Here is a 26,961-nt window from a genome sequence, read left to right on the forward strand (position 1 = left end):
TTGGTGTCTGTTCAGACAGCATGGCTGGTCTCCTCCAGAGCGATGGACAGACGGGCGGACGGTGCTGTGTCGGTCACGGTCGGTGCGGTCGCAGAGATCGGCAGGGCCGCCGTCGTCGGTGCCGGTTCGGATGCGAGTGCCGTTGCCTCGGCGCGGTCATCTGCGATGAGGTCCGCTGCCAGGCGGGGAACGGTGGCCAATCCGGTGAGATCGATATGGGAGCGGTCTGTGGGTCGCCCGACCCGGCCGGCGAACCATTCGCTGAGCACATCGGCGTCGAGGCGCTCGATCGTATGGGCATCGACCGCTCCGGCTGCGGAGAGGGCGAATGCCCGCCTGGGCTGCTCGGCCCGATGACCCTTGCGGGGGACGACAAGCGCGGGAGTATCGGTGGCCATGAGCTCGGCCAGAGTGTTGTAGCCGCCCATGCACACGACCGCCTCGGCGGAGGCGACGAGTCCGGGGATGTCGTCGCAGTGGCGGATGACGGTGGTGGCCCCACCGGCACGTGCACGCAGTCGGTCGAACTCCTCGGTGGCCATCTGCGGACCTGTGACGATGAGGTGACGGTGGCCGTCGGGCGGATCGGCGTCGACGGCGATGGAGGCGAGGCTTCCGCCGTCGGATCCCCCGCCGAGGCAGGTGAGGAGGAACCGCTCGGAACCGAACTCTGCCTCCGCGGTGTCGGCTGCTTCGGCACCGACCGGCTGCGCGCTCGCTGCGTCGGCGCCCACTGGCAGTGGGCCGCCGTCAGCGGGGCGGCCCTGTGACAGGTAGCCGGTGGTCACGGCCTTGGACGCAAGCGGAGCCGGCACTTCCCCGGTGGACCGGGGATCGTAGACGTCCGGGTCACCGTAGATCCAGACCGTGTCGAAGGATTCGGCCACGCGTGCGGGCCCTCCGACCTTCTCCCATTCGGCAGCGATGACGGACGGGGTGTCGAGGACTTCGCGCAGGCCGAGGACGGTGCGGCAGCCGTGGCCCCGAACCCGGTCTATGGCCTCGGCGAGTTCGCCGCCGATGCCGAAGGGGTGCCGGTCGACGATGAAGAGCTCGGGCCGCTGCTGATCGAGGATCGCCGAGATCGCCGCCGCCCGCAGTGCCCTCAGCCCCTGCATCGAGGAGGCGAGCGCCCGGGGCACGTAGCCGCCGGGTGCGGGAGTGACTCCGGGCAGGATCACCCAGTCCCACCCATCCGGCAGGTCGAATCGCGCGGCCTCGGGACTGCTGGCGATGAGCAGACCGGAGACCTCACGGCCGGTCAGTGCCGGCAGGTCCCGGGCCAGCGCAAAAGCCAGTGCCCGGTTGCGGCGGATGTGGCCCAGTCCCAGCGAGTCGTGGGAGAACAGTGCGACTCTCAAGCGTCTTCTCATACATCTCAGCTTGTCGGCTGTGCTTAAGATGAAGTTAAGACGCGGATGAGAAAGATCTTAGGTTCAGTCCACGCGGTATCCGAAGCCCCTCACGGTAGTGACGAAATCGGAGCCGAGTTTCTTGCGCAGGTACCCGATATAGACGTCGACGACGTTCGAGCCGGGGTCGAAGTCGAATCCCCACACATGGGAGAGCAGCTGTCCGCGGGAGAGGACGTTGCCGCGGTTGCGCAGCAGGATCTCGGCCAGGGACAGTTCCCGAGCGGAGAGCTCGACGAGACGGTCTTTGACCCACACCTGTCTCTTGAGCAGGTCGATGCGCACCTCGTCGCGAATGAGCTCCGTGACCTCCTGCTCCTGCGGACTCTCCTTGAGCCGCAGACGGACCCGAGCCAGCAGTTCCGCGAACCGGAAGGGCTTGATCATATAGTCGACCGCCCCTGACTCAAGAGCGTAGATCGTGTCGTCCGGGTTGTCCCGGGCGGTGAGCACGAGCACCGGCAGTTCGGGTCGTCGCTCGCGCAGATGTCTCAGCACGCTGAATCCGTCGAGTCCGGGCAGACCGATGTCGAGGATGACGAGTGCGAAGTCTCCCGTCAAGGCCAAGTCTCGCCCGGTGAGGCCGTCGGCGGCGGTCTGCGGACCGAATCCGGCGGCGGTCAGGCCCTTCGAGATGAAGGCGGAGATCCGCTGTTCGTCCTCGATCACGAGAATGCTCTTCACTTCTGTCCTTTCGGCAGGATCATGCGGAACTGTGCACCGATGGTGGTCGGGTCGAGCACGACCGTGCCTCCGTGCGCCTCGGCGATGGCCGTGATGATTGACAACCCCAGCCCGAAGCCGGCCCCGTCGGTCGACCGGCGGCAGAAACGATCGAAGATGTCCTCGGCGATCTCGTCGGGCACGCCCTTGCCTTCGTCGCGGACCCAGATGTGCACGGATTCGGAGTCGTCGCGGGCACCGAAGACGATCACCTGACCGTCCTCGGTGTGCTCGACGGCATTGGACGCCAGCTGGAGAAGCGCCTGTGTCAGGCGCTGTCTGTCTCCGTGGAAACTCAGCGTTTCGGGCACCTCGAGGCCCCACTCCCGATCTCCCAGTCCTTTGGCCTTCGCCAAGGAATCGGACACGACCACAGTGATATCCACCTCGGCGAAACGCACGAAATCAGGGCGTCGGGCACGGGCCAGCAGGAGCAGCTCTTCGACGAGGCGGCCCATCCGATCCGTCTCATCGAGCAGCATCGCCCGCGTCTCCTCGACGTCACCGACGTCCTCTGCATTCATCGTCTCGAGGTGACCGCCGAGGATGGTCAGCGGGGTGCGCAGCTCATGCCCGACATCGTCGAGGAACCGCCGCTGAGCTTCGAAAGCCGCCTCGAGACGGTCGAGCATGTCATTGAAGGTGTGCCCGAGTTCGGCAATGTCGTCATGGCCCTTCGTCTTCAGGCGACTGCTGAGGTCACCGCCGGAGATCGACTGTGCGGTCCGCCTCAGCTCGGTCACCGGTGACAGCAGCCGTCGCGCCAGAAGTGAGGAGAGACCGGCGATGAGCAGGGTGGCGGCGAGCGCGACGACGACATAGATCTGCATGATCTGCACGAGGTCGGCGTGGCTGGCCGAGACGTTGTGGACGACGACGAAGGCTCCCGCCCCGTTCGTCGCGGCCGCTCCGCCCGCGACTTCGCCGACGCCCTTCGTCCGGGTCGTCGAGTCGGTGGGCGCGGTCTGGGTGTCCGTGGTCGTGGCGGCTCCCGCCTCGGCGCCGGTGATGGGCAGAACGAAGCCTTCGTACTCGACGTCGCCGACGGTCAGGCGGATCTCCCCGCCTTTCTCGGCCGCACCAGCCACGGCCTTCTCGAAGGCGCTCGAACTGCCGAGGAGGTCCTCCGGTTCGCCCTGATAGAGCACTCTGCCGTCGGTGAGGAAGGCGAAGAGCACCTCGTCCTCGTCCGGCCTGTTCTGGGCGAGGAAATTGCTGAGGATCTCGTCGACGGAGGCGAATGGTCTGCCGGTCTGCGGGTCGATTCCGTTCTCGGAGAACGTCCGCATCTCGTCGATCTCTTGGGACATCGAGGCGGTGGTCCGGCTGGACACGTTGTTCGACTCCACGGTGTAGAGGATGAGGCCGACGATAGAGAGTGTGAGCACGGACAGCGCGGCGACGGTGATGGTCAGCCGGTTCTGAACGGTCAGCCCGACGCGCCGCTCAGTCGTCATCGTCGTCCCCGTCATCGTCATCGTCATCGTCATCATCGTCGCCGTCATCGTCATCGTCGTCGTCGGGGACTTCGCGAGGTGGGTTGGGCACCGGTTCGTAGGAGTGCTCGATCTCCTGCGGGTCCGCATCTCCGGACTCTCTGCCGTCCGATGTGCGGCCGTCGGTGGCGCTGCCACCGGAGTCTGCCTCGGCAGAGCTGTCGGCGTCTGGATCGGGCATCGTCGGCTCGGAGGTCTCCGTCGGTTCGGGGGTGACTTCCACCGGGCTGAGATCCGGCGGTTCGGATTGGGCGGTATTGCGCACGATGAGGACGGTCAGCAGTGCGAGCATGATGACGAGACCGGCCACAACCCAGCCGAGGATCTTCGATCGCCCACCCATACCGACCACATTGCCCAAGGCCTGCGGCAAAGTCGAGCCGGAGGCGATGAGAGTCTTCTTAAGCGGGATGTTCGGGCGCCTGTGATACCGTAAGCGCCGACCGCACCGACGACCCGCAGGAGCCCACCGATGAGCGACGATCGCGCGGACCGCGACGAGGCAGAGCCCGTATCCGCAGACTCCTCATCGACGACGTCCGAGCCCACCGAGCCGGACACCGGTTCCGCATGGACAGACGGTTCCGCGACTACCGAGCCGGATGCCGGCTCCGAGACTGACCCCAAGGAGAATCCGTGGGCGGCGATCAAACCCTGGCAGGGCAAGGCTGCCGGCCTCGACAAGCTGCTGCTGTTCATCATCATCGGCGTCCCGCTCATCTACCTCGGCCTCATGCCGCTGCGACCGTGGATGCTCGTCCATGCTCCGGTCGTCCAGGAATTCATCAACGGCGCGAAGACCTCGATCGTCGCTGCCGCCGCCTATGCCCGGGTCGGTGAGATTCCGCTGTGGCTGGTCGTCGTCGCAGGCTTCGTCGGCATGGCCAAACTCGATTGGGCGTTCTGGCTGGCCGGTCGCCGCTGGGGCGACGGTGTGCTGCGGCTCTTCGCGCAGAACGAGCGCCAGCTCAAACGCATCAACCAGCTGAAGAAGATCCCGAGCTGGGCGCTGTTCCTCATGACGCTGATCTCGCGTTGCCCGGGTATCCCGGGCACCCTCGTCTATCTCGTCGCGGGATGGACGCGGATGCGGCTGTCGCTGTTCCTCGTCGCCGATCTCCTCGGCTGCCTCATCTTCACGCTCATCTGGACATTCCTGGGCTATCAGCTCGGAGAGGCCGCCGTCGACATCCTCAAGGTCATCGACAAGTACGCCCTGTGGCTGACCTTGGCCCTCATCGTCGGTATCTTCGCCTTCAGCTTCTTCAAGGAATACCGCAAGCAGAAGAAGGAACAGGTCTGAGCATCAGGCTCCGAAGGACAGGAAAGTCTCGCGCATACGCTGGGGGTTCGCCTTCCGGCCGCTGAAGAGCTCGAACGCGTCGATGGCCTGATTGACCGCCATCCCCGATCCGTCGAGCATGCGGCACCCCTTGGCCCTGGCTTCGGCGAGCAGCTGCGTCTCGAGCGGGAAGTACACGACGTCGGCCACCCAGGTCTCCGACCCGAACACCGAGGTGTCGACCGGAGTTCCCGGGTACGCCTTCATCCCCATCGGGGTGGCATTGACGATCCCCTGCGCCGAGGCGGCCGCCCCGTCCAGCTCATCGAGCCCGATCGCTCGCGCCCGGGTCCCGACCGATGACGTTTCGACGATGTCCGCGGCGAGTCCTTCGGCACGCCGCACATCGGTGTCGGCGATGATGAGGTCGCCGATCCCGAGTTCGGCAAGAGCGAATCCGACCGCACGGCCGGCACCGCCCGCACCGATCTGCACGACCGCCTCGGTGGCGGCACCGTCCAGTCCGGCACGGAATCCGGCGGAGAAACCGGTGACGTCGGTGTTGTATCCGGTCGTTCGTCCGCCATCGCCGATGACGACGGTGTTGACCGAGTTGATGCGCGCAGCCACCGGATCGACCTCATCGAGGAGGCCGATGACCTGCTGCTTGAACGGGTGGGTGATGTTGAGTCCGTCGAAGCCGAGCCGGACCGCTGCGGTGAGCAGCTCCGTCAGCGTCGCCTCGGCGAGGCGGGGGCTGCTGATGTCGATGGTGCGGTAGATCGTGGGGATGGAGTGCGCGGCGCCTTCGTTCTCGTGCATCCGCGGGGTGCGGGAGGCGGAGATGCCGTCGCCGATGAGGCCGAGGAGGAGGGATGAGGTCATAGTTTCGCTTTCGCATTCGTGAGGAGGTCGATGAGGATCTCGCCCGCGTGGACGTAGCCTTGTGCGCCGGCTCCGGCGATGACGGCCGCGGCCACGGGTGAGAGGTAGGAATGGTGGCGCACGGCCTCCCGGGCATGCGGGTTGCTCAGGTGCACCTCGATGATCGGGTGGTCGTAGGATTTGAGCGCATCGTGCAGGGCCAGGGAGGTGTGCGTGTACGCTCCGGCGTTGATGACCGCGCCGACCGTGGAGTGCCGGGCGTCGTGGACGGCGTCGATGAGCCCGCCCTCATGGTTGGACTGGATGCAGCGGACGCTCAGCCCCGCCTCGGCGGCGGTGTCGGCGCACATGGCCTCGATATCGGCCAAGGTGGTGCGGCCGTAGATCTCCGGTTCGCGCTCGCCGAGGAGGTTGAGATTGGGGCCGTTGAGGATGAGGATCTCGGGCTCGGTGTGCGGTTCGACGATGGTCACCTCGGGAATCGGGCGGCGATGGATGTCGCGGTCTCGGTCAACTGGGGAACGAATTCGATGAGCGCGTCGAGGCTGCTGCGGAAGACCGGTGCGGCGAGAGCGAGCGAGGCCAACAGTGTGCCGTCGAGGTCGAAGACGGGCACGGCCAGGGCACCGGGGCCGTCGGGTCGGGTCTGATGATGTTCCCGTACCTGGGTGCGGTTTCGGCCGGGAACTGGCCGCTCATTTTCGTCTTCGGCGCCATCATGTCCGGCTGTGCGTACTCGCTGGCCAACTCCATCTGGCCCTCGTTCTACGCCGAGATGTTCCCGACGACGGCACGCGTGACAGGTCTGGCCCTGGGCACTCAGGTCGGCTTCGCGGTCTCCGGCGGTCTGGCTCCGGTCCTCGCGTCCGCTGTCGCCGGCGCCGGAGGAGAGAATTGGGTCTCGGGGGCCGCATTCACCGCGGGTGTCTGCATCGTCGTCGGCCTGGTCGCCATGACGGCGAAGGAGACGAAGGGACTGAGTCTGGAAGAGATCGATGTCGTCCACGAGGAAAGGTCACGATGAGAACCTCGATTGCCACCGTGTGTCTGTCCGGCACGCTTGAGGAGAAGCTGCAGGCTGCCGCGACGGCCGGGTTCGACGGAGTCGAGATCTTCGAGCAGGATCTCATCGTCTCGCCCAGTTCCCCCGAGGTGATCGCCGGACTGGCTGCAGAACTCGGGTTGAGTCTTGATCTCTATCAGCCCTTCCGCGATTTCGAAGGCGTCGAGGACGAGCTGTTCGCCGCCAACCTGGCCCGCGCCGAGGCGAAGTTCCAGCTGATGAAGCGGCTCGGCATGACCACGATGCTGCTGTGCTCGAACGTCGCCACCGCAACCGTCGACGATGATCAGGTCGTCGTCGATCAGCTGCGCCGCCTCGGCGATCTGGCCGAGAGATACGGCATCGACGTCGCCTACGAGGCGCTGGCCTGGGGGCGGTTCGTCTCCGAATACGATCGCGCCTGGGACCTCGTCAAGGCCGCCGATCATCCGCGCATCGGCACCTGCCTGGACAGCTTCCACATCCTCTCCCGTGACACGGACCTGTCACGCATCGCCGAGATCCCGGGAGAGAAGATCTTCTTCCTCCAGCTCGCCGATGCCCCGGCCCTGTCGATGGACGTGCTCAGCTGGTCCCGTCACCACCGAGTCTTCCCCGGCGAAGGCTCGTGGGATCTCACCGACTTCCTCGCTCGCGTCGCTGGGACCGGTTATGCCGGACCGGTGTCGCTCGAGGTCTTCAACGATTCCTTCCGGCAGGCCGACACTCAGCGCACCGCTGTCGACGGACTGCGTTCCCTGCGGTGGCTCGAAGCCAACGTGTCGGCTGCCAGTGGGGCCAAGGCATCTGCCGCTGGTGAGGCCGAGGCGCCCGGTGCTGGGCCGGAAAGCAATCGCGCGCGGCTGAGTCTGCGCCCTCTGCCCCAGGTCTCGGAGCCTCGCGGCATCGACTACGTCGAACTGAGCACCGATGATCTGGGCGCGCTCACCCGGCAGCTCCACCAGCTCGGCTTCCGGTTCGTCGGCTTCCATCGCACGAAACCGCATGTGCAGCTGTGGCGACGCGGTCAGGCTCGAATCGTCGTCACCGAACCCACCAGTCGGCACGACGAATCCACCGCCGTGACCATCGACAGCACCGACCCGGCTGACGAAGCCGCCGCCGTGGCAGCAGACTCCCCCGGATCCGGAACATTCCTGCGCGGCATCGGCTTCGCCGTCGACGATGCCGACGCCGCAATGGAACGTGCGCTCTTGCTCTCGGCTACCGAAGTCCCCCGCGATCAGGCACACGACGAAGAGGTGCTGCGTGGAGTCTTCGCGCCCGACGGATCGGAGGTCTTCTTCGGTGACGGAAACGGCGTGGATCCGCAGTGGACCGACGAATTCGGCACCGTCCCGGACGAGCGGCAGTCGGCGATCGACCACATCAACCTCGCTCAGCCTGCTCATCACTACGACGAAGCAGTGCTTTTCTACACCTCCCTGCTCGCCCTGACCGCTCTGCCGTCCCAGGACGTGCCGAGCCCCTCCGGTCTTGTGCGCTCCCAAGTGATGTCGAGTGCCGATGGGGCAGTGAGGATGCCGCTCAACGTCTCTCCCGACCACAGCCCCAACCCACTGAGCCGAGGCGCCGGCTCACCCGCAGAGACCTACCCGGAGCATGTGGCTATCGTCTGCGATGACATCTTCACTGCCGCAATGGCCGCGGTCGCTCGTGGTTTGAAGTTCCTGGCAGTGCCGCAGAACTACTATGAGGACCTTGCCGCGCGCTTCGACCTCGAACCTGAGCTGCTTGGCCGGCTGCGTGAGCACAATATCCTCTACGACCGTGACGACCGGGGCGAGTTCCTCCATTTCTATACGTCGACGATCGGTTCGGTCTTCTTCGAGATGGTTGAGCGCCGAGGAGATTACCAGGGCTACGGTGCCCCGAACGCGCCGGTGCGGCTGGCCGCTCAGCACCGGCGCAATACGGAGAGTTGAGCCGAGCGCACCGCTCGACACGGTTCAGACGGGTCTGCTCACCAGCGGTTCCGGACAGAACTCCCAGACCGCACTGGACGTCTCAGGCCCTTCAACTGGACCGCTGACCGGTAGCAGGTCCTCGTCCTTGAGCTGTGAGAGGATGCGACCGTGTGAGGCCTGCCACACGATCCTTTCGACGGTCGGCACCTCGGCATCGAGCACGCGGGCGACCGCGTCGATCTCAGCGTGCACGTAGTCGACGGTGAGATCGGCTGCGGGGTCGGCCACCTCGGCGAGGTATCCGACCACCTTGTGGTCGACTTCGAAATGGGTGGACCCGGCGAGCATCAACAGGTGGAGCCAGGTGATGCCCGAGCTCTGGCTGGGCAGAGCTCGCCACCCCTTCGACACGTCGCTGGAGAACGCAATGCTGCCGACTCCCTCACCGACCGCCTCCCGCAGATCACCGACATCATCGATTCCATGGTCGGCCATGACTCGGACGGCGCTGTCGACGACCTCAGCCTTGAGAACTGCCCCGGGGCGGGTACTGGCCGGTTTGAGGTTGCAGATCACCTCCCGCGCCCATACGTCCGCCCCTCCAGCCGCGGCGATCGAATAGCGAAGCGATTTCGCACCGTCACTGCTCCCGTGTCGGGCGATGTACCGGGCGACGATGTTATCCACCGCTGTCGGGTGGGAGCCCGTCGAATAGATCGCGTCAAGAATGCACAGAGCGAGGCTACTCGGGTAGCTCGGTGTCATCGCCTGACCGAAGTCGCCGAGGAACTCTCCGCACCTCTGCGCCAATCGAGCGACGCTGTTGGTCGTGATCATCATTGTTCTGACCTTCCGTCATGCGCCGCACCTTGCGACGCGATGCCGCCGACTCCGATGTCGGAAGCTTGAGGAGAACACTAGACACCGGCACTGACACAACATGCTCGGTCATGAATCGAACATATATATAATCCGCTCCCACCTGCGAAATGTCTCAGGCGACTGGCCTTGGCAGGGATGGTGGGCTCTGGCATGGTGGAGCCATGAGCACAGCAGAGATCATCATCGACGGTCCCCTGGCACGCGCATCGCGGATCCTCTGCCAGGTGTCAGCCAAGCATGTGGCAGACAAGGCTGAGATCAAGAAGTCCGAACTCAAGGACTACGAAAAGGGAATCGCGGACATCACCGCCGAGCAGGAACGTCGCCTCATCCTCGCCCTCGAGGAGTATGGTGCACGGTTCATTCCCGACGGCGCAGAGGGTGGCTACGGCGTCCGTCTGAAGTTCAGCCGCGCAAAAGTCCGCGCGATCGAACGCTGGGAAGACGAAGGCGGCACCCCCGGCTCCGATGACGTCTGAGCCCTCCGCTAAAGGATGCCGAGCGACCAGGCGTCGTCAGTGAAGATCCGGCGGCTGAGTCATCACAAGGGCGGCTGAGTCATCACAAGGCTGTGGCCTCGAATCCGCATTGAGCGGATTCGAGGCCACAGGTGCATCCGTTGACTCCGAGGGACCACCTCGGTGCCGAAAATGTCGCCGGCGACGAGCGCCGGGAAACATCAGCGGAGAACGTCAGTTCTTGCCGATGAACTCGAGGTTGTCGACGACACGATTGGAGAAGCCCCACTCGTTGTCGTACCAGGCAACGACCTTGACGTGGTTGCCGACGACGCGGGTGAGCGCGGAGTCGAAGATCGACGAAGCGGGCTGACCGACGATATCGGAGGAGACGATGGGCTCGTCCTCGTACTCGAGGATGCCTTTGAGTTCGCCCTCCGACGCCTTCTTGTAGGCGTCGAGCACCTCGTCGCGGGTGACCTCGCGGGACACGGTCGTGTTGATCTCGACGATCGAGCCGACCGGAACGGGAACGCGGATGGCGTCGCCGGACAGCTTTCCGTCGAGCTGCGGGAGGACGAGGCCGATGGCCTTGGCCGCACCCGTCGAAGTGGGGATGATGTTCTCGGCAGCGGCACGGGCACGACGGGGATCCTTGTGCGGGCCGTCCTGAACCATCTGGTCACCGGTGTAGGCGTGGACGGTGGTCATGAAGCCCTGCTCGATTCCGGCGAGGTCATCGAGGACCTTGGCCAGCGGAGCCAGGGCGTTCGTCGTGCACGAGGCGTTGGAGATGACGGTGTGCTCGGGCTTGTACGCCTCGCTGTTCACACCATAGGCGAGGGTGACGTCGGCACCCTTCGAGGGAGCGGAGACGAGGACCTTCTTCGCGCCGGCAGTGATGTGGGCGCTGGCCTTGTCGGCCTTGGTGAAGCGGCCGGTCGATTCGAGGGCGATGTCGATGCCGAGCTCGCCCCAGGGCAGCTTGGCCGGATCCTTCTCGGCGAAGACTTTGATGGTCTTGCCGTCGATGATGAGGGAATCCTCGGTGGCCTCGACGTCGTGATTGAAGCGTCCGAGGGTGGTGTCGAACTTCAGCAGCCGAGCGAGATCGTCGACGGCGCCGAGGTCGTTGATGGCCACGATCTCGAGCTCGCTGCCGCGCTCGATCAGGGCCCGCAGGGTGCTGCGTCCGATGCGACCGAAACCATTGATGGCGATGCGAGTCAATGTCACTCCTTTTACACGGGATTCGTCTTGATATCTCCATCATGGGCGACTTCCACGCGTGACAACAGTGGCCAGACAGTCAATCTGCGCAAGGTTTTCGCCAGTCGTATTGCCAGATGCCGAAAGTTTCTGGCCATGGCCGTTGACGTGTGATCCGGGTCGCTGGAATGCACCGAAAAGCGCCCAGCCCTCACCACTGGAAGCGGCCTGTACTCAGCCCTGGGAAGAGTGCCTTTTCAACCCTGAAAGGAGTGGCGGTAGTCGTTCGGTGAGGTCGAGAGGATGCGTTGGAAGTGCATCCGCAGATTCGCCCCCGTCCCGAGTCCCACCTGGTCAGCGATCTGCTCGATGCCCAGGTCGGAATTCTCCAGCAGCTCTCGGGCGACATCGACTCGGGCCCTGAGAACCCACTGCATCGGGGTGTAGCCGGTGTCTTCGACGAAGCGGCGAGAGAAGGTGCGCACGGAGACTCCGGCATGGGCGGCGAGATCCCGCAAGGTGATCTTCTCGCCGATGTGCTGAAGCGCCCATTCGCGGGTATCGGCGAAGTCGTCGCCGAGAGGGTCGGGCACGCTGCGCGGCACGTACTGTGCCTGGCCCGCGCTGCGGTAGGCGGCGGCGACCAGGCGTCGGGCGACCTGATTGGACAGGCCGACCCCGTGGTCGCTGCGGATGAGATGGAGGCAGAGATCGATCGCCGAGGCGGCTCCGGCCGAGGTCAGCAGCTGTCCTTCGTCGATGAAGAGGACGTTCTCGTCGACCTTGATCGAGGGGAACCGTCGAGCAAGCTCTTTCGCCGTCGACCAGTGCGTGGTGGCGCGTCGCCCGACGAGCAGCCCCGTGCGCGCGAGGACGAACGTGCCGGTGGAGATCGCGGCGATCCGCGCGCCGCGCTCGAACGCCGAGAGCAGGGCCCCGATGACCGAAGCGGGTGGTTCGTCTGCCACGGCCGAGGTGGCGCCGGGCAGGATGACCGTGTCCGCGGTCTCCAACGCTTCGAGACCTCGATCGACGGAATAGTCAAGGCCGTCCGATCCAACCACTTTGCCTGCGGTGATGCCGCAGACCTCGACCTCATAGGGCCAGCTGCCCGCGGGCACGGTCGTCGTTCGTGCACCGGGGACGGCGGAAGCCGCCTCACCGCTCGGGTTCGGCTGGGAGCGCGGAGCCGCCTCGGTGCGGGTGCGGTCGGTGGCGGCGTTCGACTCGCGCCCGAAGACCTGGACGGGGACGCCGAGATCCATAGCAGACACCCCGTCCAACGCCAGCACGAGGATGCGGTGCGGGCGGGAACGGGGTGTTCTGCGCGGAAGGGTGCGGGGCTCGTCACTCATGATCGCCTCTCAGTTTAGCGATCAGGGCTCGTCCCGGGGCGGACTCAGTGCTCGTGGACTCCGGTGAGCTTGAAGCCCAGACGACCGTGGGTGAAGGCTCCGCCGGCGCGGATCGCCGAGGCGGTCCAGGCGGTCTCGGCCAGCTCGGTCTCCGTGGCACCGGCTTTGACGGCGGCATTCGAATGCGCATCGATGCAGTAGGCGCACTGGGTGGTCAAGCCGACGGCGTAGGCGATCAGTTCACGGTACTTCAGCGGGATCTCACGACCTTCGGAAGCGAAGACGGCGTTGTTGAACTCGCCGAAGGCCTTGAGAATGTCGGGAGTGGTCTCTTTGTAGGCCCTGTCGTACTTGCCGTCGGTCTCGCGGTCGAAGAAGTCTGACATCGTGTTGCCTCCTGTGATCGGCGTCGTTCCGTTCCACACGCTACCGATCCCGTTCTCCGGTCGCACCTGTTTCGTCATATGGTGACGCGGAATGTCTCCTGCGGCTGGATCCGCCTCGATTCCGCACGCTGTTTCGAGGCGGATCCACCCGCAGGAGGCACTCGAATCGCGTGGACTCAGTAGAGAGTGTTCTGGCCGACGAGAGGAGCCGCCTGAGTTCCTGGCAGAGGTGGTGTCTGGGGCGCGGCCGCGGAAGTCGTGGCCTCAGGAGGTGCGGCGGCGGGAGGCGCGGAATCACTCGCCGGAGGCACGGGCGCTGCCGATGCAGGGTCTCCAGATGCAGGGTCTGCAGCGGCAGGGGCTGCCGGAGCCGGGTCTGCGGGAGCCGGTGCCACCGGTGCGGCCTCTGCCGGTGCGGGCAGGGTGTCCGCAGGAACCGATTCGACGGATGTCGCGGCTGCCGCCACAGCGTCGGCCGGTGCTACGGCGGCCGGGCCGGCCTCCGCGGCCAGGGCCTCTGCGCTCTCGGCCTCGGGACTGCCGATGCTCGGGTCGGCGGAAGCGGCCGCTGTCGGTCTGGCGGAAGCAGCTGCTGTCGGCACCACAGGCGAGGCACTTTGTGCAGCATTCCGGGCAGCCGCCTCGGTGGGGGCAGGATCGGCAGGCGTCCGACCGGTGGTCGGGACCGCCTCGGCGATGGCTTCGAACATGGCCAGGGTGCCGTGCTGGGCGGCCAGGCTCACCGGCTCGGGGTCGCTCGAGAGTTTGACTCCGACGGTCTGCGTGGCGCGGTCGATGTAGAGCATCTGGCTGTGGATGCCGATGCCGATGACGACGTCTCGGCTGGCCGAAGGCAGCCAGAACTGGCTGCGGTACATGCCGCCCGGATAGGAGCGCCCCGACGGGGACGCGGCGAAGATCTTCGCCGAGTCCTCGGTACCGGTGAAGACGTCGTCGACCCATTCGGATGACAGCACCCGTTCGCCGTTGTCAGTGGTGCCGCCGCGGGCGATCATCTCGCCGAAGCGGGCGAGGTCGCGCAGGGTGGCGCTGATGGCACCGTCGGCGATCGACCCGCCCCACCGGTCCTGACAGACCTGGGCGGCATGGGCGGCGCCGATGCGCGACCACACGTATTCGCTGGCGACGATGGAGAACGGCTGCCCGGTGACCGCCTCGGCGATCCAGGCGAGCACGTCGGTCTCGCAGCTGCGGTAGACGAACGCCGATCCGTGTTCGCGGTCGCTGGTCAGCCGGGTGAGGAAATTCTTGATCCCCTTCGCCGAGGTGGCCGTCCGCGGCGCGAAATCGACCGCTTCGAACAGGGCTCGGATCTCGGAGCCCTCCTTGAGGTATTCCTCGGAGAACTTGATGCCCGAGCGCATGTCGAGCAGGTCACGGATCGTCGCTCCCACGTATCCGCTCTTGGCGAGTGCGGGCACATGCGTGGTGACGAGATCGGTCGTGCGCAGGAGTCCGGCGTCGGCGAGCGCTCCGATGACGGTGGCGACGATGGACTTGCTCACGGAGAAGAGCATGTGCTGGCGGGCCGGCTTCATCGGCCACGCGTATTCCTCGACCAGCGCCACCCCGCCTCGGGTGACGAGCCAGGCGTCGGTGTGGGTGTTGGCCAGGACGTCGCCGACGGTGGTCCAGTCCTCGTCGATCGCCGGCCACTTCTCGCGGTCGATGGTCAGCGGGCGGAAGTCGTTGTCACCGGTCACGTATTCGCGCACAGGCCCGATGCCGCGCGGGATGCCGCCGGTCGGGAAGATCTCCTGCATGCGGGTGAGCGCGAAGGCGAAGAACTCGGGCCACTTCCAGGTGTCGAGGTCGATGCTCTCGAGCACCGCTTCCGAGGGGTCGACGATGGCGTCGTCACTCGCCGATTCGAGTTCCCCGACATGCGGGAGGGTGATGTCCGGCGCCGAGGCGGCTGCGGCGTTCTCCTCCGACGGTCCGGCTGGTGCGGACCGAGGGTCGGGATTCTGGTCGGAGTTCGCGTTCGTCGATACGTCCGGCGCCGCCTCGGCGGAGGTATCTGCAGTGGTGGAAATGCCCTTGGTGTTGCCGGACAGGGCGCCGATGCGACGGTTCGGAGGGGCCGCCGGGCGGGGCGGAAGAGTCTCGTCTTCGCCTGCCATGTCACCTCCGCTGTCTCGATCCGAATGATCCTGCGCGCGCTCGGGCTGTCCCGTTGCGCAGGGAACACACTACCGGTACGAGGTGAGACTCCGTAGCCGAAAGAAGCGGGTCCGGGCGAGATCACTCGACTCACGCCGGCATCCTGAAGCCGTCACCAGCTACGATGCCACGAATCATTACCAATCAGTTATTCACCTGACAGTTGGGTTCGGAACCGGGCAGATAACCTCCTGACAGATAGCCTCGAAGTACACTGACTGTCAGAACCGCGACATCAATGCCGATTCGATGCTCAACAGAATGAGAGCTGAGTATGACGATACTCGCGCACGCATTCACCATGGTCCCCACAGATGATCTCGCCGGAGCAGTCTCCGCCCACGTGGCGGGCGGGCTCCACGTCTATTGGCGGCCCGATCCGCGGACTGCGTTGTTAGGAGTCAACGACCGCGCCTGCGTGATGGTCGAAGACGATCCGGCTGAACGTGCACTCGGGCCCGGTCCGGTGCTGCTGGTCGACGATGTGACATGGTTCGGCCTGGATGACTCTTCTTCTTGGATCATTTCGCCAGTAGTGGTGCCGGTCGGCAATTATGCCGCATTGAGCCGAGAGGGTACCGTTCTCCGCTACCTCGATCTGACGAAGCTGGAGGACAGCGTTCCGCGCGCGTGGTTCGGAGACCCGCACGAGACAGCTGATTGCGAGGAGGGCAAGAGCCATGGGAAATGATGCGGGAGTTTCTGCTGTGAAGACTACGGGTTTCACGTTGCAGGTCTACGTGCCGACCGACGAGACCGCCGCAGCGCGATCGTTCTCCAGCTCGCTGTCCGGTCGCGAGCCGAAGTTCGAGCCGCACGACGACTTCTTCGAATGGGCTCCGATCCCCGGTCAAGAATGCTGGTTTCAGGTGTCAGGGAAGGACCCAGCATCCCCATTGCTCAACCGAGTCCGCTTTCGCGTTCTCGATCTGGCCGAGGCGTTGTCGTTTCTCGATTCCTCCGGGATAGAACGGTCCGAACCGTCACAGCTGCCTGGTGACGTCGCTTTTGTTGACTTCACAGATCCTTGGGACAACCGACTCGGCTACTACCAAGACCTGGTGCCGAGTGGGCAGCAACAGGAGTACAGAGGCACCTCGGTCAAGTATGAAGCGCAGTTCACCCGGTTCGCGAACGAGTAAGCGAGCTCGGCCGGCGCGTGAGAATCGCCGAGAAACGGGCTGAGTGTCGAGAAACGCATGTGCACACCCGTTTTTCGACACTCAGCCCGTTTCTCGGCGGAGACCGCGAGAGGCGCGGCCTCTACACCAGCCCCTGGTCCTCGGCGACGCGGATGGCGCGGGCACGGGAATCCACGCCGAGCTTCGTGAACACATTGACGAGGTGACTCTTCACCGTCGCCTCGGTGACGAAGAGCTCCTGAGCGATCTGCGCGTTCGACGCTCCCGTGGCCAGCAGTTTCACGACGTCACGCTCACGCCGGGTGAGTTTCGGGCTGGGATTGCGCATCGCGGCGAAGACCTTCGACGAGATCTCCGGAGGCATATAGGTCTCCCCCTTCGCCGCCTTCTCGATCGCCGTCGAGATGTCCCCCGGGTCGATGTCCTTGAGCAGGTACCCCGAGGCCCCGGCGTTGATCGCGGCGATGATCTCCGAGTCGAGGTCGAAGGTGGTGAGGATGAGCACCGCCGGCGGGTTCGACTTCGCGCGCAACCGCTTCGTCACCTCGATGCCGTCGATCCCCTCCCCCAGCCGCAGGTCGCACAGGACGACGTCGGGGTCGAGTTCGTCGACGATCATCAGCGCTTCCTCTCCGCTGCCGGCCTCGCCGATCACAGCGATGTGGTCCGGAGCGTCGATGACGGACTTCAGACCGGCCCGCACGACCGGGTGGTCGTCGACGAGGATGACTCGAATGCTCATGCGTTCTCTCCTGTGCCCTCACCCTCGCCGAGGCGGCGGTCCGAGTCCGCATCCGTGCCCTCGACGGCGGGGTTGAGCCCCGCACCCCGAGTGTGCAGCTGGGATTGGCTGGGCAGGGTCGCGGAGATCGCGAACCCGGAGCCCGGGCTCGACTCGATGACGAGTTCCCCGCCGAGTTCGCGCATCCTCGAGCCGATGAAGTCGAGGCCGAATCCCGAATCGGGGTTCCGCTGTCGGTTGTGCGGATCGGCCATTCCGACCCCGTCGTCGACGATGTCCATTCTGATCGCCCCGTCGAGGTCCATGAGGCTGACCATCACTCGTGTGGCCTGCGAATGCTGGCGAACGTTGGCCAGAGCCGATTGCGCGGTACGCAGCAGCGCCACCTCCACCTCGGCGGACAGGGTCGGCAGGGTCTCGTCGACGTCGAGCCGGCCCGTGATCGAGCTGTCCGCCTCGAGGCGGGCGAGCAGCCGGCGGATCGCCGCAGTCAGCGCACCGTCCTCGAGTTCGGCCGGGGCGAGAGCGGCGATGATGCGGCGGACGTCGCGGGAGCTCTGCGCGGCGAGGCCCTCGACTTGGGCGAGGACCTGCCCGGCGTGGTCATCGGTGGTGCGCTCCGCCTCGGCGTGGGCGATGAGGCGGATCGACGAGATCGACTGCGCGATCGTGTCGTGGATGTCGCGGGAGACGCGGGTCCGCTCCTGGATCTCGCCGGCATGCCGCTGAGTCAGGGCGAGTTCGTCCTGGAGGTCGAGCAGGTTCTGGTGGGCGAGTTCGAGGGAGCGCAGCAGCTCCTCCCGGCGACGACCTTCACGGAGGAGTTCGATGTAGCCGCGGGAGAGCCCGAGGGCGAAAACGGCACCGATGAGGGAGCCGATGATGCTCGGCGGGAGCACCTGACCATAGTGGGCCAGCGGCGCGACGATGGTCGCGATATAGGTCAGGGCAGTGAAGACGATGGCGATGCGCAGGGAGAAGAGGTGGCCGGCGAGCAGCCAGAGGAGGAAGGCGACCCAGATGAACTCGGCGGAGACGAGCAGGGTGCACAGCCACGCTGCGGCGAGGACGATGAGCCACCATTTCGCCAGCACCAGCGCACCGGTTCGGGCGGCGCGGACCGCGCCCAGGGCGTACCAGGCGAGGAAGACGATGCTCACTGCGATCGCGGCGAGCATCGGGGCGCCGGTGGTGATCGCGCGGATGCAGGAGATGAGCATGAGGACGAGCGCGATGGCATGCTGGCCGATCTCCATCGTGCGTTCCGTCCACTTGCGTGCGCCCACGCTGCCACCTTCCTGCAGATCCGCCTCGTAGGCGTTGGTGCCGAGGCGATGCTGTTGCGTACGTTGTTCCGTACTCACGATTCTCCCTGCCAACTCAACCACATCCCGGTGGCGAAGTCGTGTGAATGCCCGCGGTCGGTGGCACGCCGGGCGACGAAGTGGTGCGTAGGCCGGGCCTCCGCCGGCGGTGCGGCTCAGGCGAGCCGGGCCCGGGCGATGAGTCTCCCCTCCACCCGGGCCCGGCAAGTCACATTGACATGTGATCGAGGCTCGGCCCGCGAGCTCAGTGCCGACCGTGGTGTGAGCCGGAACCACTGTTTACGTGCTCCTGCTCGGCGAGCAGGTGAGTCGGCACCGAGTCGACGGCGGAATCGTCGGCGTCGTCCGCCTGACCGGAACCGGCAGCGCGGACAGCGCCACCGGTCCCACCATCAGCACCACCCTCATCGAAATGAGTGATCACCTTGTTCGGCCACCACATCTTGTCGCCCACGAGCCCGAAGATCGAGGGCACGATGACGGTGCGGACGATGATCGTGTCGACGAGCACGCCGACTCCGACGATGAGGCCGAGCTGGCCGAGGACCATCAGCGGCAGCATGCCCAGTGCCGCGAACACTCCGGCCAGGACGATGCCGGCGCTGGTGATGACTCCACCGGTGTGCGCGACGGCTTCGACCATTCCCTGGCGTCCGCCGTGGAGGACGGACTCCTTCTTCGCGCGGTGGGCGAGGAAGATCGAATAGTCGATGCCGAGCGCCACGAGGAAGAGGAACGCGAGGATCGGCACCTGAGCATCGAGCGCGGACTGGCCGAAGATCGTCCGTGACAGGAACGCACCGAGTCCGATCGCCGCCGCCGAGGACACCACGTTGACGAGCAACAGAGTGAACGCTGCGATCGGTGCGCGGAGGATGCCGAGCAGGATGATGAAGCTGATCGCCAGCACCATCGGAACGATCGTGACGAAGTCCGTCCGGTTACCGTCGCGGGCGTCGAGCTCCGTGGCCGCGGCACCACCCACCTGGGCGTTCGCTCCGTCGATGGCGTGGACATCGGTGCGGATGTCCTCGACGAGCTCGAGTCCCTTCGCGCTGTCGGGTTCGAGCTCTCCGGTGACCATGATCTTCGTGACTGAGGTGCCGTCGATTGTCGTTTCCTCGATCGCCGAGGCGCGCACGACGCCGTCCATATCGCTGACCGAATCGACGACGTCATCCGCATGGTCGGTATCGGCGACGATCCAGATCGGCTGGGATTCCCCGGGTGGGAAATGGTCAGCGAGGACGTCGAGTCCCTGCGCCGATTCGGACTGGACCCGGAACTTCTCGGTCTGATCGAGACCGATCGACGATCCGATAAAACCGGTGGCCAAGACACCGAGGATGACGATCCCGGCACCGAGGTGGAGCCCCGGTCTGCGCACCACCCGAGTGGCGATCGTGCGCCAGATCGAAGGTTTGGCCGCACTCGCAGGTGCGGTGGCACGAGTGGCGGCGGCCGCCTCGGCGGGGGTGAGCTCTTCATCCGCGGTCGCTTCTGCCTTCGGGATGAAGGGCCAGAACATCGTCTTGCCGCAGATCGCGAGCACGGGCGGCAGCGCGAAGAGGACGGCGGCTGCGGAGATGAGCAGGCCCACTGCCGCTGTGATGCCCAGTCCGCGGGTGCCGGGGATGATCGCGAAGACGAGGCTGAGCAGGGACAGGACGACGGTGAGGTTCGAGGCGAGGATCGTCGACGCGGTGTGGGTCCAGGCCTCGGCGAGGGCGGTGCGGTGGTCGGCGATTCGGCGCAGCTCCTCGCGGTATCGGGAGATGAACAGCAGTGCGTAGTTCGCTCCCGCGCCGAAGACGAGGACGCTGATGATGCCCGCATCGAACTGCAGGTCGAGCAAGTCGCCCACGGCCGCGGTCACGGTCGAGGCGAGTCCGTCGGCGGTGCCGATGACGATGAGCGGCAGCAGCCACAGGACCGGCGAGCGGTAGGTGATGATGAGCAGCAGGGCGACGATGACGATGGTGACGATGAGCAGGGTGAAGTCCGCACCGTTGAACGCCGAGGCGATATCGGCACCGATCGCGGGACCGCCCGTGACCAGCAGAGACATACCGTCGTCGGTGAGCGACTGGGCGGTCGGGTCGTCGGCGATGGCGGTGCGCAGCTCGTCGACGGTATCGGCTGTGTCGGAGTTCGTCAGGCCCACCGTGATGGGCACCATGAGCAGCGCGGCCTGTCTGTCGTCGCTGAGGATCGGCCCGGTCACGGCCGCAGTGGATTCATCGCCGCCGGAATCGCCGAGCGAGCCGCCGAGCTTCTCCAGCTCGGCCTGGTCGTCGGCGGAGAGTTCCGATCCGTCCTCGTTCGACGCCACGACCATGACGGACTGTTTGTCCGCCTCGGGGAACTTGTCGAGGATCTGATGTGCTTGAGTGGATTCGGAGTCGGCCGGAGCGGTTTCGCTGGGTCGGTCCTCCCCTGCCCCGGACAGGAGTCCGAAGAGCAGAGCGACGAGGACGACGACCCCGCCGAGGACGAGCCACGAACCGCGCTTCGATGTCAGCGTATGTGCGGTTTTCGCCAGTGGTGAGTTCATGACTCCAGTCCATCAATCTCAGGAGTCACACACATCGCCGAAGAGTTCGGATTCGGTCTGCAACTTTCGATGGAGAAAGCGCACTGACCTGGAGTGATGCTTGCGGCTGAGGTTACGGCACGGGTGGAGAGTCAGCGGCTCAGGCGAGCTCGACCCCTGCCTTTTCGACCTCCGCGAGTGCCGCCGTGCTCGAGTCTTCTCCGACGCCCGCGATGAGGTCGGTGAGCACTCGAACGCTCAGTCCCGCGCTCAGCGCATCGAGGGCGGAAGCACGTACGCAGTGGTCGGTGGCGATGCCGACGACGTCCACCTCGGTGATGGTGAGTTCGGTGAGAAGCTCGCCGAGGCGGCTCCCCGTGTCCGTGATCCCCTGGAACGCCGAATAGTCGGGTTTGCCCTGCCCCTTGCGGACCTCGTGGGTGATGGCCGCGGTGACGAGCAGCGGGTCGAAGGCCGCACCATCGGTGCCGGCGACGCAGTGGACGGGCCAACTGTCGACGAAGTCCGGAGTGTCGCTGAAGTGGCCGCCGTTGTCATTGTCGGCATCGTGCCAGTCGCGGGAGGCGATGACGGCGTCATAGTCGCCGGCATGCGCGGCGAGGTGAGCGGTGATGCCTTCGGCGACGGTGTCGCCGCCGGTCACGCCGAGCGCGCCGCCTTCGGTGAAATCATTCTGGACATCGACGATGAGAAGTGCCTTGGCCATGCCTCGAGCATAGGCGTTTCCCGGCCGATTTCCAGGGGTGCGTTGGATTCGGTTGAAGGCTGGTGCGACTGGTGGTGGGCGCGTCAGGCGATGGGCGAACGCCGAGATGCGGACGATCTGTGCTGAAATTCACCGGGTTTGCCCGCACGGATCGTCCGCAACTTCGAGCGCACAGACCATCACTGACCTCAGGCCTGCTTGAGGGCGCGCTTCTCGGCCTTCTTCGCTGCCTTCCTCGCGGCCTTCTCGATGGCCTTGCTGTTGTCGCCGTCTCCGGCAATGAGGAGCAGTCCGCCGAGGGCCGCGAGGTTCTTCGAGAACTGGGTCTGGTGGGCCTTCGCGTCGCCGCCTTCCATCTCCCAGAAGGAGTGTCCGGCCAGAGTGGTCGGGATGAGGGAGCCTGCGAGCGCCAGTGCCGAGAGTCGCGGCTTGATGCCGAGCAGCAGGGTGGCACCGGCGAGGATCTGCACGCCGCCGTTGACGCGCACGAGCAGCTCATTGTCATCGGGAAGTCCGGGCACGTATTCGCGGATGGAGTCCAGGGTCGATTCGGCCATCGCCGCCTTACCCGCGGGATCCTTCACAGCCGAGAGTCCGCCGGTGATGAAGATCGGTGCGGTGAGCATGCGTCCTGCCGTCTGCAGCAATGATGGGCCAAAAATCACAAGAGACTCCTTAGGTCTATGGGGTTTCTGAGCCTAACGGACGCCGGGCCCGGGCCTCAATTTCGAGGCCGGCCCCGGCGTCATATTTCGATGGTGATCAGACGGTCTGCCGGGGAACAGGTGCGGCGGGGGCGGCCTTCTTGATTCCCAGCTCCGGCTGCCTCCGGAACTGCCCCGTCAGAACGAGTGCGGCGATGACGACAGCGGAGACGATCCAGCCCGAAGCCCCGAGGAGAGTCATGAGCGCCGGGTCGGGAATCGAGGCCCCCGCATCGATGACCAAGGCCAACAACATGCCGGTGGATCCGTTGAGTGCCGCGTGAGCGAAGACCGCCGGCCAGACGGATCCGGTGCGCAGGCGCAACCAGCCGAAGAGGATGCCGACCATGATGCAGCCGCCGACCATGAGTCCCAGGCCGGTGATGTCGGGGCGGTTGAAGTTGTAGCCGAGCAGGATGAGCGGTGCGTGCCACAGACCCCAGACGACACCGACGATGAGCAGAGCCGGCCAGGCGCCCAGGGGGCGGAGGCTGGTGAGCAGCCATCCTCTCCAGCCGAATTCCTCACCGATCGTGACGAAGCAATTGGATATCGAGCCTGCGAGCATGAGCAGCAGATAACCGAGGATAGCGACCGCAATCGGCACCGACTCCATACCCGGGAGTGTGGCCAATTGTTCCTTGAACGCGGACAGCCCGGTGAGGTCGAGCGTGAGCCAACCGAACGCAGCGCTGACCAGATAGCCGAGGACGACGAGAACCATGATGCCGAAGAAGGCCGCGACGGTCACCCCGATGACTCGACCGAAGGGACGCAACGGCCAGAAGCCGAAGTAGCGCGGAGCGCTGGCCAAGACCTCCCCCCTGGCACGGGCGCGGCGGCGCTGGACGATGGAGGCGATGATGCTGGCGACCAGAGGTGTGAACATCATGAGTCCGCCGAAGACCGTCACGGCGAGAGGGTCGTTGATGCCCTCGCCCGAAGTCCACAGCGGCAGGCAGGCCAGCCACGCGAGGCCGAAGGCAATGACGGCGAAGACTCCGATCTCGAGCCACGGGACCCGGGAAGGCACGACGGCGAGTGGGCGCCCTTTCGCGTCGACCTCCTCGGTGGGGGCGTGCGATCCATTCATCGCCGAGGCGACAGGACCGGGAATGGAATCCGTCGTTCCGGGCGGGTGGGGTGGGACAGCGGGCTGAGGTGATGGCTCGGTCGGTCCGGTCGCCTCGGCGAATCCGGTTTGACTGTGCGTCTGCGTGTTCACGGTTCCTCCTCGTTCCTGCATCGGGCCCACCGGTTCGACGGTGGTCCGTGCTTGTGATTCCACGCTATGACTCGCGGTGGCCCGGCACCTCCGCCGTGAGGCGGAAATCGCGATCAGCCGCTCGGACGAGAACGCTTCCGCAGGCGAGAATCGGAGATACGATGCGAACAGTACGGAATCAACGACGATTCGAATGAAGGAACTGCATCATGTCCGATCTCCCCTCGAAGGCCCACCATCCCGCGGGCGCTCACACCTCCGCCGGCAATCGTGCCGATGGCCATCTCTCCGATTCCGATCACCTCGCCGTCCTCGGCTACGGTGACTCGTTCGAGCGGTCGATGAGCCCGTGGGCGAACTTCGCTCTCGGCTTCACCTATCTCTCACCGCTCGTCGGCGTCTATTCGCTGCTGGCCGTCGCACTGTCGACCGGTGGTCCGCCCTCGATCTGGTGGATCGTCATCGTTGCCTGCGGGCAGCTGCTCGTCGCCCTCGTCTTCGGGGAGGTCGTCTCCCAATTCCCCATCGCCGGTGGAATCTACCCATGGGCGAGGCGGCTGTGGAGCAAACGGTATGCGTGGATGGCCGCCTGGATCTACATCTGCGCACTCATCGTCACGATCACCTCGGTGGCGGAGTTCGGGGCTGGGTTCCTCGCAAGCCTCTTCGGCCTCGATCTCAGCCGCAACTCCACTCTGTTCCTCGGCCTTGGACTCCTCGTCCTCGCCTTGGCGATCAACTTCTCGGGCACGAAATGGTTGGCCCGCATCGCGCGCATCGGCCTCTTCGCCGAACTCATCGGCGTCATCGGGCTCGGCCTGTTCCTGCTCATCTTCGAACGCAAGCACAGCTTCTCCGTCTTCTTCGACACCATGGGCACCGCCGGTGACGGCAGCTACCTGCCCGTCTTCATGGGAGCCGCAGTTGCTGGGCTCTTCCTCTTCTACGGTTTCGAGGCTTGTGGTGACGTTGCCGAGGAGGTGTCGAATCCGGCCCGCGGCATTCCGAAGGCGATGCTCATGACGATCTTCGTCGGGGCGATCTCTGCGCTGTTCTCCTTCGGCGGGTATGTGCTCGCGGCACCGAATCTCGAGGAGATCGTCGCCGGCGAGGTCGCCGACCCGATTCCCGCGATCCTCGCCGGCAGCCTCGGCGATGTCGGTGCGAAGATCTTCCTGCTCGTTGCGATCCTCGCGTTCATCTCGTGCGTGCTCAGCCTGCAGGCCGCCGCATCGAGACTGATCTTCAGCTTCGCCCGCGACGGAATGATGCCCGGGCACACGTGGCTGTCGAAGGTCACCGACGGAACGAAGATCCCACACAACGCCCTCATCGTCGCCTGCACCGCACCCGCTCTGATCTGCGTGCTCATCTGGTTCAACGACGGAATCCTCGTCGCCGTGACCTCGTTCGCGATCCTCGGCATCTACCTCGCCTTCCAGATGGTCGTCCTCGGGGCGCTGCGTCAGCGTTTGCGCGGGTGGAAACCGGCGGGGCCGTGGTCGCTGGGAGGCTGGGGCGTCGTCGTCAACATCGCGGCCTTGGCCTACGGCATCTTCGCGATGGTCCTGCTCTCGCTTCCCGGCGACTCCGGATCGTTCTTCGCCGACTGGATCGTGCTCATCGGTCTGGCCGTCGTGCTTGTCGCCGGATTCATCTACCTGTTCACGGCACGTCCGGATCGGAAGTCCGACGCTCCCGAAGGTGACGCCATCGCCGTCGCCGAGGCGATCCGCGCCCACCGCGCGAAGCTGAAACTCGCGCGGGCAGGGCGCGGCCGCTTCCCCGAATAGTGGTCACAAACGGACACTGTGCTCGAATTCAGGTCACCATCGGATACTTTCTGGCTCGATAAATGTCCGATGGTGACCTAATTCTCTAGCCCGGAAGTCCGATGGTGACCACTATTTCGCGCACACCCTATGCCGCCGTGACTACGCGTCTCGCTGAGTCCACTCGCACACACACTCCTGTGCAGAGTTTCGTTCGAGCCGTCGCCGGGACACCCGAAGCTTCTCCCGGGCGCGCTGACATCGCCTGAGGTCACCCCCAGCTCCGCCCTCGACCGGTTGTGGACAAATGGCCTGACTCAGGCGCATACGGGCTGTGGATGCAGTACGGTTGCCCACAGCCGCCTCAGGCAGGTCTTCCCACACGCTGAGTCCAAGTAGACGATCTGTGCATGAAACATCCACTGATCTACGCACACTATCCGGCAGTTCTCTCGGTCTCGGAGGCGCGAGCACGGGGAGCTTCCGACTACGAGATCCGGGCCGGGCGCGGGCTTCCCCCGGCTTCTTGGGGGCTCCGTTTCGATGACTCGGCTTCCACCGAGTATCCGGTTCCGACGTGGGCAGATGACGCGTGGCTCGATGAGGCGAGACTGCTCAGGGCACTCGTCCACAGACACCCGGGAGTCGTAGCCTGCAGAGAGACTGCCGCGCGTTTGTATGGATGGCCATTGCCGCGATCACTCAGACGAAACGATCTTCACCTGGGGACATCGGACACCAATAAGCGCATTCGCAGAAGAGGCGTCGTTCTGCACCGAATGAGAATGCTCAGATCGATCTCATGGCTGGGCCTGCCGACCTTGAGTCCTTTGCAGGTATTCAGTCAGTTTGCTTCCGTCTGCTCCGTGGAGTCGCTGGTGAAGATCGGAGACGCGGCGATCGGCGACTGGAAGAGCCCACCGCAATTCACACTGCCGTCTCTGGTCGAGCACGTCGCCGAGACGAGGCACCTCAGGGCCAGATCGAAGCTCAAGGCCGCTGTTGAACTCATTCGGGAAGATGTCGACTCGCCGATGGAGACCGACCTCCGCCTGTGGGCCGTGTCCCGAGGCCTTCCGGAACCTGCCGTCCACCCCGCCGTCTACTGCCCGACGATCGACCGGACCCTGCATCCCGACCTCGGCTACCTGAAGGAGAAACTCGCATTGGAGTACGAGGGAGACTTTCACAGGACATCAGAGGGACAGTGGGCCGCTGATATCGACCGAGTCAACGCACTGAAAGCCGCCGGCTGGACGGTATTGCGAGTAACGAAGTCGACCAATCGCCGTCAACTTGAACGCGACATCCGCCGATATCTCGGACTGCAGTGAAAAATGTAGGTCAGCATCGGACATTTCTGGCGTCGAAAAGTGTCCGATGTTGACCTAAGTTCTGCCGCTAGTGTCCGATGCTGACCTATATCCACGCGCAAATATCCGATTGCGACCTGCTGTTTCGGGTGAAGCCAGCTTCGTGGGCAGATACCGCGAGCGGAGGTACCAAGCTGGCAGCAGAACGGATAGCGGCCGCCAGCACCGTCGCGCCG

Annotated in this window: 26 protein-coding genes; 8 read left to right on the forward strand and 18 right to left on the reverse strand. The window is 65.3% G+C overall.

Annotated features, from left to right (window positions below):
• Positions 1-11: 11 nt before the first annotated feature.
• From CXR29_RS14975 to CXR29_RS14990, 4 genes are all read right to left on the reverse strand, one after another.
• Positions 12-1,373, reverse strand: a complete 1,362-nt coding sequence (locus CXR29_RS14975) for a glycosyltransferase family protein (protein ID WP_127364970.1) — start codon at positions 1,371-1,373, stop codon at positions 12-14.
• Between the two features lie 63 nt (positions 1,374-1,436).
• Positions 1,437-2,096 (reverse strand): response regulator transcription factor, encoded by a 660-nt coding sequence (locus CXR29_RS14980; protein WP_101554556.1) that lies wholly within the window; start codon positions 2,094-2,096, stop codon positions 1,437-1,439.
• The gene (locus tag CXR29_RS14985) at positions 2,093-3,646 is read right to left on the reverse strand and encodes a sensor histidine kinase (protein ID WP_241241484.1); all 1,554 of its coding nucleotides are present in this window, start codon (positions 3,644-3,646) and stop codon (positions 2,093-2,095) included. Before CXR29_RS14985 ends, CXR29_RS14980 begins: the two co-directional genes overlap by 4 nt.
• Positions 3,582-3,974, reverse strand: a complete 393-nt coding sequence (locus tag CXR29_RS14990; RefSeq protein WP_127364972.1) for a hypothetical protein — start codon at positions 3,972-3,974, stop codon at positions 3,582-3,584. Before CXR29_RS14990 ends, CXR29_RS14985 begins: the two co-directional genes overlap by 65 nt.
• A 129-nt stretch (positions 3,975-4,103) precedes the next feature.
• Here CXR29_RS14990 and CXR29_RS14995 point away from each other — a divergent pair, with 129 nt between their 5' ends.
• Positions 4,104-4,934 carry a DedA family protein gene (locus CXR29_RS14995; RefSeq protein WP_127364973.1) on the forward strand — a complete coding sequence of 277 codons (831 nt, stop codon included), beginning with the start codon at positions 4,104-4,106 and terminating at the stop codon, positions 4,932-4,934.
• Positions 4,935-4,937: 3 nt separating this feature from the next.
• On the opposite strand, the gene CXR29_RS15000 is transcribed toward CXR29_RS14995, so the two are convergent.
• Genes CXR29_RS15000 through CXR29_RS15010 form a run of 3 tightly spaced genes read right to left on the reverse strand, consistent with a single transcriptional unit; the run spans position 4,938 to position 6,414 of the window.
• Entirely contained in the window at positions 4,938-5,798 is an 861-nt protein-coding gene (locus tag CXR29_RS15000; RefSeq protein ID WP_127364974.1) for a shikimate dehydrogenase, read from the reverse strand.
• Positions 5,795-6,271 (reverse strand): type II 3-dehydroquinate dehydratase, encoded by a 477-nt coding sequence (gene aroQ / locus CXR29_RS15005; RefSeq protein ID WP_241241485.1) that lies wholly within the window; start codon positions 6,269-6,271, stop codon positions 5,795-5,797. The genes CXR29_RS15000 and aroQ overlap by 4 nt, the downstream gene beginning before the upstream one ends.
• The gene (locus tag CXR29_RS15010; RefSeq protein ID WP_206516228.1) at positions 6,268-6,414 is read right to left on the reverse strand and encodes a hypothetical protein; all 147 of its coding nucleotides are present in this window, start codon (positions 6,412-6,414) and stop codon (positions 6,268-6,270) included. Before CXR29_RS15010 ends, aroQ begins: the two co-directional genes overlap by 4 nt.
• A 33-nt stretch (positions 6,415-6,447) precedes the next feature.
• Between CXR29_RS15010 and CXR29_RS15015 the strand changes: the two genes are divergently transcribed.
• Both CXR29_RS15015 and CXR29_RS15020 read left to right on the forward strand, forming a co-directional pair.
• The gene (locus CXR29_RS15015) at positions 6,448-6,822 is read left to right on the forward strand and encodes an MFS transporter (protein WP_241241486.1); all 375 of its coding nucleotides are present in this window, start codon (positions 6,448-6,450) and stop codon (positions 6,820-6,822) included.
• Positions 6,819-8,786 carry a bifunctional sugar phosphate isomerase/epimerase/4-hydroxyphenylpyruvate dioxygenase family protein gene (locus tag CXR29_RS15020; RefSeq protein WP_101554551.1) on the forward strand — a complete coding sequence of 656 codons (1,968 nt, stop codon included), beginning with the start codon at positions 6,819-6,821 and terminating at the stop codon, positions 8,784-8,786. The genes CXR29_RS15015 and CXR29_RS15020 overlap by 4 nt, the downstream gene beginning before the upstream one ends.
• Positions 8,787-8,810: 24 nt before the next feature.
• Here the strand turns inward: CXR29_RS15020 and CXR29_RS15025 are convergent, their stop codons facing one another.
• Positions 8,811-9,608 (reverse strand): hypothetical protein, encoded by a 798-nt coding sequence (locus tag CXR29_RS15025; protein ID WP_127364975.1) that lies wholly within the window; start codon positions 9,606-9,608, stop codon positions 8,811-8,813.
• A gap of 203 nt (positions 9,609-9,811) precedes the next feature.
• On the opposite strand from CXR29_RS15025, the gene CXR29_RS15030 reads away from it, so the two are divergent.
• Positions 9,812-10,129 (forward strand): XRE family transcriptional regulator, encoded by a 318-nt coding sequence (locus tag CXR29_RS15030; protein WP_180956951.1) that lies wholly within the window; start codon positions 9,812-9,814, stop codon positions 10,127-10,129.
• Positions 10,130-10,342: 213 nt separating this feature from the next.
• Here the strand turns inward: CXR29_RS15030 and gap are convergent, their stop codons facing one another.
• The 4 genes from gap to CXR29_RS15050 form a co-directional block, all read right to left on the reverse strand.
• Positions 10,343-11,338, reverse strand: coding sequence for a type I glyceraldehyde-3-phosphate dehydrogenase (gap, locus tag CXR29_RS15035; protein WP_127364976.1), 996 nt, complete (start codon positions 11,336-11,338; stop codon positions 10,343-10,345).
• 236 nt (positions 11,339-11,574) lie between these two features.
• Positions 11,575-12,672 (reverse strand): GlxA family transcriptional regulator, encoded by a 1,098-nt coding sequence (locus tag CXR29_RS15040; RefSeq protein ID WP_127364977.1) that lies wholly within the window; start codon positions 12,670-12,672, stop codon positions 11,575-11,577.
• Between the two features lie 44 nt (positions 12,673-12,716).
• Positions 12,717-13,058: a carboxymuconolactone decarboxylase family protein gene (locus CXR29_RS15045; protein WP_101554588.1), complete on the reverse strand. Its 342-nt coding sequence runs from the start codon at positions 13,056-13,058 to the stop codon at positions 12,717-12,719.
• A gap of 176 nt (positions 13,059-13,234) precedes the next feature.
• On the reverse strand, positions 13,235-15,202 hold the full coding sequence (locus CXR29_RS15050; protein WP_127364978.1) for a serine hydrolase domain-containing protein: 1,968 nt from the start codon (positions 15,200-15,202) through the stop codon (positions 13,235-13,237).
• A 314-nt stretch (positions 15,203-15,516) separates the two neighbouring features.
• On the opposite strand from CXR29_RS15050, the gene CXR29_RS15055 reads away from it, so the two are divergent.
• Both CXR29_RS15055 and CXR29_RS15060 read left to right on the forward strand, forming a co-directional pair.
• The gene (locus CXR29_RS15055) at positions 15,517-15,933 is read left to right on the forward strand and encodes a hypothetical protein (protein ID WP_127364979.1); all 417 of its coding nucleotides are present in this window, start codon (positions 15,517-15,519) and stop codon (positions 15,931-15,933) included.
• On the forward strand, positions 15,923-16,384 hold the full coding sequence (locus tag CXR29_RS15060) for a VOC family protein (RefSeq protein WP_127364980.1): 462 nt from the start codon (positions 15,923-15,925) through the stop codon (positions 16,382-16,384). Before CXR29_RS15055 ends, CXR29_RS15060 begins: the two co-directional genes overlap by 11 nt.
• A 121-nt stretch (positions 16,385-16,505) precedes the next feature.
• Here the strand turns inward: CXR29_RS15060 and CXR29_RS15065 are convergent, their stop codons facing one another.
• The 6 genes from CXR29_RS15065 to CXR29_RS15090 all read right to left on the reverse strand — a co-directional run bounded on the left by CXR29_RS15065 (position 16,506) and on the right by CXR29_RS15090 (position 23,640).
• Entirely contained in the window at positions 16,506-17,126 is a 621-nt protein-coding gene (locus CXR29_RS15065) for a response regulator (protein WP_101554544.1), read from the reverse strand.
• Complete coding sequence (locus CXR29_RS15070) at positions 17,123-18,490, reverse strand: sensor histidine kinase (protein ID WP_241241487.1); 1,368 nt, start codon at positions 18,488-18,490, stop codon at positions 17,123-17,125. The genes CXR29_RS15065 and CXR29_RS15070 overlap by 4 nt, the downstream gene beginning before the upstream one ends.
• A gap of 205 nt (positions 18,491-18,695) precedes the next feature.
• The gene (locus CXR29_RS15075) at positions 18,696-21,005 is read right to left on the reverse strand and encodes an MMPL family transporter (protein WP_127364981.1); all 2,310 of its coding nucleotides are present in this window, start codon (positions 21,003-21,005) and stop codon (positions 18,696-18,698) included.
• 139 nt (positions 21,006-21,144) lie between these two features.
• On the reverse strand, positions 21,145-21,711 hold the full coding sequence (locus CXR29_RS15080) for an isochorismatase family protein (RefSeq protein ID WP_127364982.1): 567 nt from the start codon (positions 21,709-21,711) through the stop codon (positions 21,145-21,147).
• A 188-nt stretch (positions 21,712-21,899) separates the two neighbouring features.
• Positions 21,900-22,337 carry a DoxX family protein gene (locus tag CXR29_RS15085; RefSeq protein WP_241241488.1) on the reverse strand — a complete coding sequence of 146 codons (438 nt, stop codon included), beginning with the start codon at positions 22,335-22,337 and terminating at the stop codon, positions 21,900-21,902.
• Positions 22,338-22,473: 136 nt separating this feature from the next.
• Positions 22,474-23,640, reverse strand: coding sequence for a CPBP family intramembrane glutamic endopeptidase (locus CXR29_RS15090; RefSeq protein WP_241241489.1), 1,167 nt, complete (start codon positions 23,638-23,640; stop codon positions 22,474-22,476).
• 209 nt (positions 23,641-23,849) lie between these two features.
• Between CXR29_RS15090 and CXR29_RS15095 the strand changes: the two genes are divergently transcribed.
• The gene (locus CXR29_RS15095) at positions 23,850-25,433 is read left to right on the forward strand and encodes an APC family permease (protein ID WP_101554540.1); all 1,584 of its coding nucleotides are present in this window, start codon (positions 23,850-23,852) and stop codon (positions 25,431-25,433) included.
• An 857-nt stretch (positions 25,434-26,290) separates the two neighbouring features.
• Positions 26,291-26,746 (forward strand): hypothetical protein, encoded by a 456-nt coding sequence (locus CXR29_RS17745; RefSeq protein WP_241241490.1) that lies wholly within the window; start codon positions 26,291-26,293, stop codon positions 26,744-26,746.
• The last annotated feature ends 215 nt before the right edge of the window (positions 26,747-26,961 follow it).

It is taken from the genome of Brevibacterium linens, assembly GCF_003999335.1.
GTDB lineage: Bacteria > Actinomycetota > Actinomycetes > Actinomycetales > Brevibacteriaceae > Brevibacterium > Brevibacterium linens.